Below are 13,304 nucleotides of genomic sequence, written 5' to 3' on the forward strand. Positions count from 1 at the left end.
GGATCATCGGACGATCGCAGGGTAGTCGGCGGGGCACGGCCGCGGGGAGAGCGCGGCTCACCGGGCGACGAGCCGTGGGGAGGGCGCGGCTCACCGGGCGGCGAGCCGCGCCTCGGCCGTCCGCCACCGGCCGGTGTCCCCCCGGGGCGTGTAGCGGGTGAGCGGCTGGGTGCGGGTGAGCAGCCGGCGCAGCGCGGGCAGGTCGCCGGCGAGTCCGTGCGCGCGGGCCTGCACCAGCACATTGCCCAGGGCCGCCGCCTCGGTGGCGCCCGCGACGACCGGCAGCCCGCAGGCGTCGGCCGTCAGCTGGCACAGCAGCGCGTTGCGGGTGCCGCCGCCGACGAGGTACACCACGTCCACCGGGTGGTCGGCCAGCCGGGCCGCGTCCAGCACGGCCCGCCGGTGGGCGAGGGCCAGCGAGTCCAGGATGCACCGGGTCACCTCGGCCGGGGTCGCCGGCACCGGCTGCCCCGACGCCCGGCACGCCTCGGCGATCCGCTCCGGCATCCGGCCCGGCGCGAGGAACGCCGCGTCCCCGGCGTCCACCACCGAACGCAGCGTCGGCACGGCCGCCGCCTGGCGCAGCAGCAGCCCCAGGTCCGGGTCCCCCCAGGCCCGTACGCACTCCTGGAGCAGCCACAGTCCCATGATGTTGCGCAGATAGCGGACCGTGCCGTCCAGCCCCAGCTCGTTGGTGAAGTTCGCCGCCCGGCTCTCCTCGGTCAGCACCGGCGCGGTCAGCTCCAGGCCGGCCAGGGACCAGGTGCCGGTGCAGATGTAGGCGAACCGCCCGCCCGTCGCCGGGACCGCCGCCACCGCCGAGGCGGTGTCGTGCGAGCCGACCGCCGTCACCGGCACCGGGCCGCGCAGCCCGGTCTCCGCCAGCACCTCGGGCCGCAGCGTGCCGGCCGGATCGCCCGGCTGCCGCAGCGGCGCGAACAGGGCGAGGTCGATGCCCAGCCGGCCGGCGACCCCGTGCGCCCAGGTCCGGGTCCGGGGGTCGACGAGCTGGGTGGTGGAGGCGTTGGTCAGCTCGGTGCCCTGCTCGCCGGTGAGCCAGTACGTCAGCAGGTCCGGGACGAGCAGCACCCGTGCCGCGAGCGCGAAGCGGGCGGTCGAGCGGTCCGCCGTGAGCTGGTACAGGGTGTTGAACGGCGCGTACTGGATGCCCGTCGCCGCGTACAGCTCCGCCGCCGGCACGGTCGCCCACACCTTCTCCGCGATCCCCTCGGTGCGGGCGTCGCGGTAGTGGACCGGGTTGCCGAGCAGCGCCCCCTCGCCGTCCAGCAGGCCGTAGTCGACGGCCCAGCTGTCGATGCCGACCGAGGCGAGCCGGCCGCCGCTGCGGGCGCCCGCCGCCCGCAGCCCGTCCAGGACACCGCCGTACAGCGCGAGGATGTCCCAGCGCAGCCCCTCCGGGAGCCGCACCGGCCGGTTCGGGAACCGGTGCGCCTCGGTCAGCTCCACCGAGTCCGGGCCCACCCGGCCCACCATGACCCGCCCGCTGGACGCGCCCAGGTCGACGGCCGCGTACGCCTTCACGCCCGCGCTCATCGCAGGAACGCGGCCGCCACACCCGCGTCGACCGGGATGTGCAGCCCGGTGGTGTGCGTGAGGTCCCCGCCGGTCAGCGCGAACACCGCGTTCGCCACGTGCTCGGGCAGCACCTCGCGCTTGAGCAGGGTCCGCTGCGCGTAGAACTCGCCCAGCCTCTCCTCCGGCACCCCGTACACGGCCGCCCGCTGCGCCCCCCACCCCCCGGCGAAGATGCCGGAGCCGCGCACCACACCGTCCGGGTTGACCCCGTTCACCCGGATCCCGTGCTCGCCCAACTCGGCCGCCAGCAGCCGCACTTGATGGGCCTGGTCGGCCTTGGTGGCGGAGTAGGCGATGTTGTTCGGCCCGGCGAAGACACCGTTCTTGGAGACGATGTACACGAGGTCGCCGCCCAGCCCCTGCGCCGTCATCACCCGGGCCGCCTCCCGGGACACCAGGAACGAGCCGCGGGCCATGATGTCGTGCTGGAGGTCCCAGTCCCGGGCGGTGGTCTCCAGCAGCGGCTTGGACACGGAGATCCCGGCGTTGTTGACGACCAGGTCGACCCCGCCGAACGCGAGCACCGCCGACCGGAACGCGGCGGTGATCTGCTCCTCGGAGGTGACGTCCACGGTGACGGCGACGGCCTTGTCCGGTCCGCCCAGCTCCTCGGCGACCCGGGCCGCGCCCTCGGCGTTCAGGTCGGCCACGACGACACAGGCCCCCTCCGCGACCAGCCGGTGCGCGATGGCCCTCCCGATCCCGCTGCCCGCCCCCGTCACCAGCGCGACCCGGGTGGCGAGCGGCTTGGGCGCGGGCATCCGCCTCAGCTTGGCCTCCTCCAACGCCCAGTACTCGATGCGGAACTTCTCCGCCTCCTCGATCGGCGCGTACGACGAGACGGCTTCGGCGCCCCGCATCACGTTGATCGCGTTGACGTAGAACTCGCCGGCCACCCGGGCGGTCTGCTTGTCCTTGCCGAAGCTGAACATGCCGATACCCGGGATCAGCACGATGGCCGGGTCGGCGCCGCGCATGGCGGGGGAGTCGGGTCGGGCGTGCCGCCGGTAGTAGGCGGCGTACTCCTCCCGGTAGGCGGCGTGCAGTTCCCTCAGCCGGGCGACGGCGTCCTCCAGCGGTGCCGTGGGCGGCAGGTCCAGCACGAGCGGCCGTACCTTGGTGCGCAGGAAGTGGTCCGGGCAGGAGGTGCCGAGGGCGGCCAGCCGGGGGTGCTCGGCGCGGGCCAGGAAGTCCAGGACCACGTCGGAGTCGTCGAAGTGCCCCACCTGCGGCCGGTCCTGTGACGCGAGGCCCCGGACGTACGGCGCGAGCGCGGCGGCCCGCTCCCGCCGCTCCGCCCCGGGCAGCGCCTCGTACCCGGCGACGACCGGACCGAACGGCTCCGCCCTGCCCCTCTCGGCGAGGAACGCCTCGGCGGTCCGGATGATGTACAGCGAGTTGCGCTCGCACTCCTCGGACGTCTCGCCCCAGGCGGTGATGCCGTGCCCGCCGAGGACGCAGCCGACGGCGTGCGGGTTCGCCCGCTTGATCGCCGCGATGTCCAGCCCGAGCTGGAACCCGGGGCGCCGCCACGGCACCCACACCACGCGGTCCCCGAAACACTCGGCGGTCAGCTTCTCCCCGTCGGCCGCGCAGGCGAGCGCGATACCGGAGTCCGGGTGCAGATGGTCCACGTGCGGGGCGTCCACCAGGGCGTGCATGGCGGTGTCGATGGAGGGCGCGGCCCCGCCCCTGCCGTGCAGGCAGTAGTCGAAGGCCCCGACCATCTCGTCCTCGCGCTCCACCCCGGGGTACACCTGTGCCAGGGCCCGCACCCGGTCCAGCCGCAGCACGGCCAGCCCGGCCCCGGTGAGCGTACCGAGGTCGCCCCCGGACCCCTTGACCCACATCAGCTCCACCTCACCCCCGGTCACCGGATCGGTGGCGGTGCCCTTCGCGGAGGCGTTGCCGCCGGCGTAGTTGGTGTTGCGGGGGTCGGCGCCGAGGCGGTGGGAGCGGGAGAGGAGAGCGGCGACCGAGGGGTGGGTGGTCATGAGTCAAGGGTTCCTTTCCAGAAGAGGGGAGGGTCCAAAGGGGCGCGGGGAACTGCGCGGCAGGCCACGACGGGCCCGCACCCCGCGACGGCGCTCCAGAGGCAGACGCTTCACGCCCCCCAGCCGGCCTGCTCCCCGCCGACCCGCTCGGCGACGATCTTCTCGGCCCACCCGGACCGGGCGTACGCGGCCATCGGGTCGGGGTCCAGCCCCAGCTCCTGGCGGACCTCACGGAGCAACGGCCGCACATCCGTGTGGTACGCGTCCATCAGCACGGCGTTGGCCCCGAGCACATCCCCCGAAGCCTGCGCCTCGGCCAGCGCACCCCGGTCGACCAGCAGGGCCTTGGCCGTGGCCTCCTGGACGTTCATCACGGACCGGATGATGGCCGGGATCTTCGGCTCGATGTTGTGGCACTGGTCGAGCATGAACGCGACCTCGGAGATGAACCCCCCGCCGCGCACCACCTCGTACATGATCCGGAACAGCTGGAAGGGGTCCGCCGCCCCCGCCATCAGGTCGTCGTCGGCGTAGAACCGCGAGTTGAAGTCGAACCCGCCGAGCTTGCCCTCCCGCAGCAGCGTGGCGACGATGAACTCGATGTTGGTGCCCGGCGCGTGGTGCCCGGTGTCCACCACCACGCGCGCCTTGTCGCCCAGTTTGAGGCAGTGGGCGTAGGCGGTCCCCCAGTCCGGCACGTCCGTGGTGTAGAACGCCGGCTCGAAGAGCTTGTACTCCAGCAGCATCCGCTGCCCCTCGCCGAGCCGCGCGTACACCTCGGCCAGCCCCTCGGCCAGCCGGTCCTGGCGGGCGCGCACATCGTCCTGGCCGGGGTAGTTGGTGCCGTCCGCGAACCACAGCTTCAGATCGCGGGACCCGGTGGCGTCCATGATGTCGACGCAGCGCAGCAGGTGGTCCACGGCCTTGCGCCGTACCGCCGCGTCCGGATGGCAGACGCTGCCCAGCTTGTAGGCGTCGTCCTGGAAGGTGTTGGAGTTGATCGTGCCCAGCCGCACCCCCTGCTCCTCGGCGTACTTCGCGAGCGCGGCGTAGTCCTCCACGGTGTCCCAGGGGATGTGCAGGGCGACCGACGGCGCGACCCCGGTGAACGCGTGCACCCGCGCCGCGTCCTGGAGCTTCTCCCACGGCGAGCGCGGCACCCCGGCCTGCGTGAACACCTTGAACCGGGTGCCCGAGTTCCCGTACGCCCACGACGGCGTCTCGACGGCCTGGGTCTTGAGCGCGGCCTTCACCGCGGCGAGGTCGGTCACTTCTGGGCTCCTGTGGGTGGCGGGCGGACGACGGACCGAGCGTATGAAACGATTCAGAACGGCAAGCTAGGGGCCGCCACCAGGGGTGTCAAGCGATCCGGCGAACCCTGCCGCCGCAACAGGTCATCGGCGCCCACGACGCGAAAGTTTTTCGATCCGGGCCCATTGACGTGACATGGTCGCGGTGCCTACGGTCCCGGCAATCCACTTGAAACCTTTCACGGCATCGTGGGCGCCCGAGCGGCCCCGCGCCGGTGCCGTCGAGGAGCCCCCATGACCCACCCGCCCGACCCGGGACCGGTCCCGGTGCCGGCGCTGAAGGGCGTCTCCAAGTCCTTCGGCGCCGTACGCACCCTGCGGGACGCCTCCCTGGAGCTGCTGCCCGGCGAGGTGCACGCCCTGGCCGGCGAGAACGGCGCGGGCAGGTCGACGCTGATCAAGACCCTCGCCGGGGTGCACCGCCCGGACGCCGGCGCGGAGGACCTGGGCCGTACCCAAGTGCGGCTGCCCGCCCGGCAGATCGGCTACCAGGGCGAGATCGCGCTCCTGCCCGCCGCGCAGACCGCGACCAACCAGAACACCTGGATCGGCTATATGAAGGACGAGCTGAAGGACCCGAAGTACAAGGACGTCCGGCTCGTCGGCATCGCCTACGGCAACGACGACGCCCAGCAGTCCTTCCAGCAGACCCAGGGCCTGCTCCAGCGGCACCCGGACCTGAAGGGGATCATCTCCCCGACCACCGTCGGCATCAAGGCCGCCGCCCGGTACCTGTCCGGGGCCAAGTACCAGGGCAAGGTCCGGCTGACCGGCCTCGGCACCCCTGACGACCTGCGCCGGTACGTCAAGAACGGCACCGTCGAGGCCTTCGCGCTGGGGGACCCGGCCAGGCTCGGCGCGCTCGCGGCCCGCACCGCCGTCGCGCTGGCCTCGGGGCGGATCAGCGGCAGGCGGGGCGAGACCTTCCGGTCCGGCGGGACGACGTACACCCTGGGCGAGAACGGGGTGATCGACCTCGGCGCGCCGACCGTGTTCGACGCCCGCACCATCGACCGGTACCACTTCTGAGAGAACGGGGACTGTTCATGCAGCGCGTGTGCTTCCTGCTGAAGGTCAGGGCGGACCGGCTCGACGAGTACCGGGCGCGGCACGCGGCCGTCTGGCCGGAGATGCTCGACGCCCTGACGGCGGCCGGCTGGCACAACTACTCGCTGTTCCTGCGCGAGGACGGCCTGCTCGTCGGCTACCTGGAGACCGAGGACTTCGCCGCCGCGCAGGCCCGGATGGCCGCCACCGACGTCAACGCCCGCTGGCAGAAGGAGATGGCGCCCTTCTTCGAGTCCCTGGAGGGCGTCCGGCCCGACGAGGCCATGCGACCGCTCACCGAAGTGTTCCACCTCGCCTGACCGGGAGCCACACGGATGAGACCCTCGCTGACCGGGCCGGCCCGCACCCGACTGGACGCCCGGGCCCTGTACTTCGTCTCCTACGACGGCCTGGTCAACACCAACTCCTTCCAGAAGCACGCCCTGTTGACGTACGGCGGCCACCAGTACGCCGTCTGGTACACGGCGAGCCGCGAGGCGGTCGTGGCCCGCCGCGGGCTCGGCGCCACCACCTGGTCGGCCGTCCCCCTGCCCCACCGGCTGAAGGCCGACGACTCGCACAACGTCATCTGCATGGGCGTCTCCCCGGTGGACGGCCGCCTGCACCTGAACCTCGACTCCCACAGCGACGGCTTCCACTACGTCAAGTCCGTCGCCGGACTCCTGGACGACCCCTCCGGCACCGCCTGGGGCCCGTCCGCCTTCGGAGCCGTACGGACCACCCTGGACGGCCTGCCGCTCACCGACCGGTTCACCTACCCGCAGTTCCTCACCACCCCCGAGGGCCTGCTCCAGCTGAGTTACCGGGCCGGCGTCTCCGGAAACGGCCGCAACGCCCTCGCGGAGTACGACGGTTCGCGGTGGACCGCGCTGGGGGAGTGGTCCGGCGCCACCGGCACGTACACCAGCGCGCACGGCACCAGCACCGCCCGCAGCATGTACCTGCACGGCCTCGACTACGACCGGCGCGGCCGGCTGCACGCCCTGTTCACCTGGCGGGAGCGGGATACGGCCGTCCTCGCCGCCGACGGCGGACTGACCAACCACGACACCGGCTACGTCACCTCCGACGACCGCGGCCGGACCTGGCGCGACGACGCGGGCACCCTGGTGGGCACCACCGGCGGACCGGACCGGGTCCGCGTCACCGACGCCGGCCTGGTCGTCGACCCGCTGGGCCCGGACCACTGCCTGATGAACCAGGAGAGCCAGTGCGTCGACTCGGCCGGCCGGCCGCACGCGGTCGTCAGCCACCTCCCCGTCCGCCTCGGCCCGCCGGCCGGCGGCTACGCCGCCGCCCGCACCGCCCACGCCCGCGCCCACCATCTGCGCAAGACCGCCTCCGGCAGCTGGCTGAAGACCGAGATCCCCGTCCCGCTCCGCTCCAGCCAGCGCACCAGGCTGGTCCTGGACCGCCACGACAACGCCTACGCCGTGCTGCCCCACGGCCGGATCGCCGCCGCCTCGGCGGCCTCCGGCCACACCGACTGGGCGCTGCTGTTCGACGGCGCCGGACTGAACGCGTTCGGCGAGGTGGTGGTGGACGAGACCCGGATCGCGGCGGACCACGTCCTGTCGTTCATGTACCAGGAGAAGTCCGCCGGTACGACGCCCTCGCCGCTGTACGTGGCCGACTTCGCGCTGCCGGCGTGACGGTAATGTGAGGCTCGTCCCGCCGCATCCCGTCCCCTGGAGGTCCGAAGCCCGATGGCCCAGTCGGTGGGTATCAAGGACGTCGCCCGCGCCGCCGGAGTGTCGGTGGGCACGGTGTCCAACGTCATCAACCGCCCGGACACCGTCGCCGGTGAGACCCGGGCCCGGGTGCTGTCCGCGATCGACCGGCTCGGCTACGTCCGCAGCGAGTCGGCGCGCCAGCTGCGGGCGGGCCGCAGCCGGATCATGGGGCTGCTCGTGCTCGACATGGGCAACCCGTTCTTCGTGGACGTGGCCCGCGGCGCCGAACGGGCCGCCCGGGACGCCGGGCTGGGCGTGATGGTGTGCAACAGCGCCCAGGACGCGGCCGAGGAGGCCGAGTACCTCTCGCTCTTCGCCGAACAGCGGGTGCGGGGCGTGCTGCTCACCCCGGCCGACGCCACCGGCCGCAACATCGCCGCCTTCCGCCGGCACGGCATCCCGTTCGTGCTGGTCGACCGGGTCGCCGAGGGCACCACCGAGTGCTCGGTGTCGGTGGACGACGTCGCGGGCGGCGCGCTCGCGGTGCGCCACCTGGTGGACGCCGGGCACCGCTCCCTCGCCTACGTCAGCGGGCCGCCCGGGCTCAACCAGGTCCGCGACCGGCGCACCGGCGCGCTGTCCGCCCTCGCCGAGGCCGGGCTCGGCCCCGAGGCGCTGCGCGAACTGCCCACCGAACGCCTCGACGTGGCCGCGGGCCGGGACGCGGGCGCCCGGCTGCTCGGCCTCGCCGACCGTCCCACCGCCGTCTTCTGCGCCAACGACCTGCTCGCCCTCGGCCTGCTCCAGGCCATGTACGCGGCGGGCGTCACCGTCCCCGACGACCTGGCGATCGTCGGCTACGACGACATCGAGTTCGCCGCCGCTGCGGCCGTCCCGCTCACCTCCGTACGCCAGCCCGCCGTCACCCTGGGCGCCCTCGCCGCCGAACTGCTGCTGGAGGAGACCGAACAGGGCGAGCGGACCCACGAGCACCGCCGGGTGGTGCTCCAGCCGGAGCTGGTGGTGCGCCGCTCCAGCCTGGTCGCGCGCTGACCGCCCGTCCGGCGGCCCCGCGGTGATCCCGGGGTGCGGGAGGCGCGCGCCCCTGTGCTGAACTGGGACACGTCCGTACCGCCCGTCCCGGGAGACCCGTTGAGCCTCAGTTACCGCCAGCCCGGTGTCGTCCTCACCGACCACCACTTCACCGTGCCCCTGGACCACGCCGACCCCGGGGGCGAGACCATCGAGCTGTACGCCCGCGAGGCGGTGGCGAGCGGCAAGGCCGGGCAGGACCTGCCCTGGCTGGTGTATCTCACGGGCGGCCCCGGCTTTGGGGCGAACCGTTTCGTCGGACGTCAGTCCTGGCTCGACCGGGCCCTGAAGGAGTACCGCGTCCTGCTGCTCGACCAGCGCGGCACCGGCCGTTCCACCCCCGCCACCCGGCAGACGCTCCCGCTGCGCGGCGGCCCCGCCGCCCAGGCCGACTACCTCACCCACTTCCGCGCCGACTCCATCGTCCGCGACTGCGAGGCCATCCGCCCCCGCCTCACCGGCGGCGCCCCGTGGACCGTGCTGGGCCAGAGCTACGGCGGCTTCTGCACCGTGACGTACCTCTCCCTCGCCCCCGAGGGCGTGCACACCGCGCTGATCACCGGCGGCCTGCCCGCCCTGCACGCCCACGCCGACGACGTCTACCGGGCCGCCTACCCGCGCATCGAGCGCAAGGTCGCCGCCCACTACGACCGCTACCCGCAGGACGTGCGGCGGGCCCGCCGGATCGCCGAGCACCTCCTCGCCCACGACGTGGTCCTGCCCAACGGCTACCGCTTCACCGTGGAGGCCTTCCAGTCCCTCGGCCATATGCTCGGCACCGGCGAGGGAAGCCACCGGCTGCACCTGCTGCTGGAGGACGCCTTCGTGCGCACGCCGTCCGGCCCGGAGCTTTCCGACGCCTTCCAGGAACAGGCGCAGACCCTGCTGTCGTACGCCGCCCACCCCCTCTACGCGCTCGTCCACGAGTCGATCTACGGCCAGGACGCCCGCCCCACGGCCTGGGCCGCCGAACGCGTCCGCGCCGAGTTCCCGCAGTTCGACGCGGCCAAGGCGCTCGCCGGGGACGGCCCGGTGCTCTTCACCGGCGAGACCGTCCACCCCTGGATGTTCGAGACCGACCCCGCCCTGCGGCCGCTGCGCGAGACCGCCGGCCTGCTCGCCGCCCGCACCGACTGGCGCCCGCTGTACGACCCGGCCCGCCTCGCCGCCAACGAGGTCCCCGTCGCCGCCGCCGTGTACCACGACGACATGTACGTGGACGCCACCCACTCACTCCGGACCGCCGCCGCGGTCCGCGGCCTGCGCCCCTGGGTCACCAACGAGTACGAGCACGACGGCCTGCGCACGGCCCCCCGGGTCCTGGACCGGCTGCTGTCCCTGGTCCGCGACGAGGTGTGACGGGCGGACAGGGAGCTCTCGCAGGTCAGTAGGCTGGTACCCATGCCGGAGAAGACAACCGACCCCGCCGACCTGCGGGGCGACTGCGCACAGTGCTTCGGGCTGTGCTGCGTCGCCCTGCCCTTCGCCCGCTCCGCCGACTTCGCGGTGAACAAGCCCGCGGGCACCCCCTGTTCCAACCTGCGGGACGACCACCGCTGCGGCATCCACGCCCGCCTGCGGCAGCAGGGCTTCACCGGCTGCACGGTCTACGACTGCTTCGGCGCCGGTCAGAAGGTGTCCCAGGTCACCTTCGGCGGACGGGACTGGCGCGGCGGACCGAAGGAACAGGCGCGCCGCATGTTCGACGTGTTCCCGGTCGTCCGGCAGCTCCACGAGCTGCTGTGGTACCTGACGGAGGCGCTGGGGCTGCCCGCCGCCGCGCCCGTCCACCCCGAGCTGCGCAAGGCCCTGGAGCACACCGAGCGGCTCACCCGGCAGGGCCCCGAGGAGCTGGCCGCGCTGGACGTGGCCGCGCACCGGCAGGAGATCAACGTGCTCCTGCTGCGCACCAGCGAGCTGGTCCGGGCCGGCGCCACCGGCCAGGGCAAGGGCAAGGGCAAGGGCAAGGGGAAGGCCAAGGGCAAGGACCGGCGGGGCGCGGACCTGATCGGCGCCCGGCTGAGGGGCGCCGATCTGCGCGGGGCGAGCCTGCGCGGTGCCTACCTGATCGCCGCCGACCTCACCGGAGCCGACCTGCGCGACGCGGACCTGATCGGCGCCGACCTGCGGGACGCCGACCTCACCGACGCCGACCTGACCGGGGCCTTCTTCCTCACCCAGCCGCAGGTGAACGCCGCGCGGGGCGGCTCCGGTACGCGACTGCCGGCGTCAGTCACCCGCCCCGCGCACTGGACAGCGGCTCGCTGAACGGGGCTCCGCCGGGTGCTGCCGCCGGCCTGCGGCGGGTTTCCCCTGCTCCGGGACCGTGTGCCGCGCCCCTTCCGGGCGCCGTCGCTCCAGCCGCAGCCGCAGCCCCTCCGGCATCAGGGTCAGGCGTTCGGTCACGGTCAGCCGGTAGCCGGGATCGGTGTGCAACTCGTAGCGGCGCAGCAGCAGTCCGAGGACCAGGGTGGCCTCGTGCAGGGCGAACTGCCGGCCGATGCAGGCCCGGGCCCCGGTGCCGAACGGCTTGAAGGTGTGCGGCGGACGGGCGCGTACGGCCTCCGGGGTGAAGCGGTCCGGGTCGAACCGCTCGGGGTCCGGGCCCCACACCTCCGGCGCGCGGTGCAGCATCGGCGTCAGCACCAGGGCCCACGCGCCCCGGCGCATCGGGTGCTGCCCGGCCAGGACCGTGTCCTTACGGGCCTCACGGGCGAAGGCGGGCGCTGTCGGCCACAGCCTGAGCGACTCGTCCAGCACCCGGCGGACGTAGCGCAGCCGGGCGACCTGGTCGTAGCGGGGGTGCGGGGCGTCGCCCCACACGCGGTCCACCTCGGCCCGCGCCCGGGCGGCGATCTCCGGATGCCGGGCGAGGTAGTACAGGGCGAAGGAGAGCGCGCCCGAGGTGGTCTCGTGGCCCGCCACCAGGAACGTGATGACCTGCTTGCGGACGTTCTGCGCGGACAGCCGCTCCCCGGTCTCCGGGTGCGCGGTGGCCAGCATGCGGTCCAGCAGGTCCCCCTGGCCGCCCCCGGACCGGCGCCGGGCCGCCACCAGTTCGTCCACCGTGCGGTTCAGGCAGGCCATGTCGGCCGCGTTGCGCCGGGTCGCGCCGCGCAGCAGCAGCGGGGCCAGCGGGACGGGCACGGTGTTGAGGCGCTGGGCGTAGCCGAGGGTGCCGACCATCGCGGTGACGAAGGGGTGCGGGCGGTCGCGTTCGAAGGAGCCGAAGTCGTGCCCGAAGCCGGTCCGCGCGATGGTCTCCAGGGTCAGCCGGGTCATGTCGCCGGGCACGTCCACCGTGTGCCCGGCCGCCAGCCGCCGGTCCCAGTGGTCGGTGAGCCGGTCGGCCACGGACAGCATCATGCCGTGGTAGCCCTCCATGGCCTCCCGGCTGAAGCCGGGCGCCAGGACGTCGTGCGCCAGCTGCCAGTTGGGCTCGTGGTTGTAGGCGGTGAACAGGCCGTCCCCGGCCACCGGGCGCAGATTGGCGACGCCCAGCCCGACGTGCTTGGCGAACCGTGACTCGTCGGCGAGGTCGGCGACCAGCCGTGCCCCCCACACCAGCACGAACTCGTTGCCGAAGACCCGGCGCCGGAAGATCGGGCCCAGCTCGCGGGCGTGGCGCAGGGAGTCCTGGAGCGGGCGGTGCCGGTCGACGCCGAGCACATCGCCGAGCAGCGGCAGCCGGCGCGGCGGGTGCGGTATGCGGTGCAGCTCCGGCCAGCCCCGCTCGGCGCTTTGGAAGCCCTTCGGTGGTCGGTTCCCCATGGTCTTCGTCGTCTCCGCCATGCGTGATCCCCCTTGATCCAGCGGATGGTTGACGCCGCCCCCGCTTGTTGGACGTGGGTTCAATAACGCGTTTCAGTGTGGTGCCGTATTAGAACCGGCGTCAAGTAGAGTGACGCCATGCCCGCGAACGAGGGGGAGCGCGCCCGGCGCCGGCTCAGTACCGAAGAGCGCCGTGAGCAGTTGCTGTCGGTCGGTGCGAAGCTGTTCTCCGAAAGCGCCTACGACGATGTGTGGGTGGAGCGGGTCGCCGAGATCGCCGGGGTGTCGCGGGGGCTGCTGTACCACTACTTCCCCACCAAGCGGGAGTTCTTCGCCGCGGTCGTGGAGCGCGAGAGCGAGCGGATGCTGCGGATGACGGCGGCCGTGCCCGGGGTGCCGGTACGTGAGCAGCTGACCGCCGGCCTCGACGCCTACCTCGGCTATGTCGAGACCCACGCGCACGGCTTCCGCGCCTTCCACCGCGCCGACGCGGCCGGCGACCCCGCCGTGCGCCGTGTCTACCGGCGGGCGCTGGCCGCGCAGGAGCGGCAGATCCTGGCCGCGTTCGCCGCCGACCCCGAGTTCGGGCCGGTGGTCGAGAGCGCCCCCGAGGTGCGCCTGGCGGTGCGCGGCTGGCTCGCCTTCACCACCGCCGTGTGTCTGGAATGGCTCGGCGGGGAGGGGGAGTTGGGGCGCGAGCGGGTGCGCGACCTGTGCGCCCGCGCGCTGCTGGGCGTCCTCGCGTGACCCGGACGACTCCGTCCGCCGGTGCGGCGCGGTTGGCGCACGCCCCGAACTCC

General features: G+C 73.6%; 11 protein-coding genes. 7 read left to right on the forward strand and 4 right to left on the reverse strand.

The annotated features are described in order from the left end of the window. Window positions 1-90 precede the first annotated feature (90 nt). From IH25_RS0111940 to rhaI, 3 genes are all read right to left on the reverse strand, one after another. On the reverse strand, window positions 91-1,554 hold the full coding sequence (locus IH25_RS0111940; protein ID WP_030607291.1) for a rhamnulokinase: 1,464 nt from the start codon (window positions 1,552-1,554) through the stop codon (window positions 91-93). Continuing rightward, on the reverse strand, window positions 1,551-3,590 hold the full coding sequence (locus tag IH25_RS0111945; protein ID WP_030607294.1) for a bifunctional rhamnulose-1-phosphate aldolase/short-chain dehydrogenase: 2,040 nt from the start codon (window positions 3,588-3,590) through the stop codon (window positions 1,551-1,553). Before IH25_RS0111945 ends, IH25_RS0111940 begins: the two co-directional genes overlap by 4 nt. Before the next feature lie 110 nt (window positions 3,591-3,700). Next, window positions 3,701-4,861, reverse strand: coding sequence for an L-rhamnose isomerase (gene rhaI, locus IH25_RS0111950; RefSeq protein ID WP_030607298.1), 1,161 nt, complete (start codon window positions 4,859-4,861; stop codon window positions 3,701-3,703). 273 nt (window positions 4,862-5,134) lie between these two features. On the opposite strand from rhaI, the gene IH25_RS0111955 reads away from it, so the two are divergent. The 6 genes from IH25_RS0111955 (at window position 5,135) to IH25_RS0111980 (ending at window position 11,001) form a co-directional block, all read left to right on the forward strand. Continuing rightward, entirely contained in the window at window positions 5,135-5,929 is a 795-nt protein-coding gene (locus tag IH25_RS0111955; protein WP_078844218.1) for a substrate-binding domain-containing protein, read from the forward strand. A gap of 17 nt (window positions 5,930-5,946) precedes the next feature. Then, complete coding sequence (locus tag IH25_RS0111960) at window positions 5,947-6,267, forward strand: L-rhamnose mutarotase (RefSeq protein WP_030607304.1); 321 nt, start codon at window positions 5,947-5,949, stop codon at window positions 6,265-6,267. Window positions 6,268-6,282: 15 nt separating this feature from the next. Then, the gene (locus IH25_RS0111965; protein ID WP_030607307.1) at window positions 6,283-7,620 is read left to right on the forward strand and encodes a BNR repeat-containing protein; all 1,338 of its coding nucleotides are present in this window, start codon (window positions 6,283-6,285) and stop codon (window positions 7,618-7,620) included. A 54-nt stretch (window positions 7,621-7,674) separates the two neighbouring features. Next, window positions 7,675-8,694, forward strand: coding sequence for a LacI family DNA-binding transcriptional regulator (locus IH25_RS0111970; protein ID WP_030607310.1), 1,020 nt, complete (start codon window positions 7,675-7,677; stop codon window positions 8,692-8,694). A 99-nt stretch (window positions 8,695-8,793) separates the two neighbouring features. Continuing rightward, window positions 8,794-10,092 (forward strand): alpha/beta fold hydrolase, encoded by a 1,299-nt coding sequence (locus tag IH25_RS0111975; RefSeq protein ID WP_030607312.1) that lies wholly within the window; start codon window positions 8,794-8,796, stop codon window positions 10,090-10,092. Between the two features lie 42 nt (window positions 10,093-10,134). Then, window positions 10,135-11,001, forward strand: coding sequence for a pentapeptide repeat-containing protein (locus tag IH25_RS0111980; protein ID WP_030607314.1), 867 nt, complete (start codon window positions 10,135-10,137; stop codon window positions 10,999-11,001). On the opposite strand, the gene IH25_RS0111985 is transcribed toward IH25_RS0111980, so the two are convergent. Continuing rightward, entirely contained in the window at window positions 10,963-12,525 is a 1,563-nt protein-coding gene (locus IH25_RS0111985) for a cytochrome P450 (RefSeq protein ID WP_030607316.1), read from the reverse strand. The genes IH25_RS0111980 and IH25_RS0111985 overlap by 39 nt on opposite strands. Window positions 12,526-12,642: 117 nt before the next feature. Between IH25_RS0111985 and IH25_RS0111990 the strand changes: the two genes are divergently transcribed. Beyond that, window positions 12,643-13,251, forward strand: coding sequence for a TetR/AcrR family transcriptional regulator (locus IH25_RS0111990; RefSeq protein WP_030607319.1), 609 nt, complete (start codon window positions 12,643-12,645; stop codon window positions 13,249-13,251). The last annotated feature ends 53 nt before the right edge of the window (window positions 13,252-13,304 follow it).

This window comes from Streptomyces achromogenes subsp. achromogenes (genome assembly GCF_000720835.1).
Taxonomy (GTDB): Bacteria; Actinomycetota; Actinomycetes; order Streptomycetales; family Streptomycetaceae; genus Streptomyces; species Streptomyces achromogenes.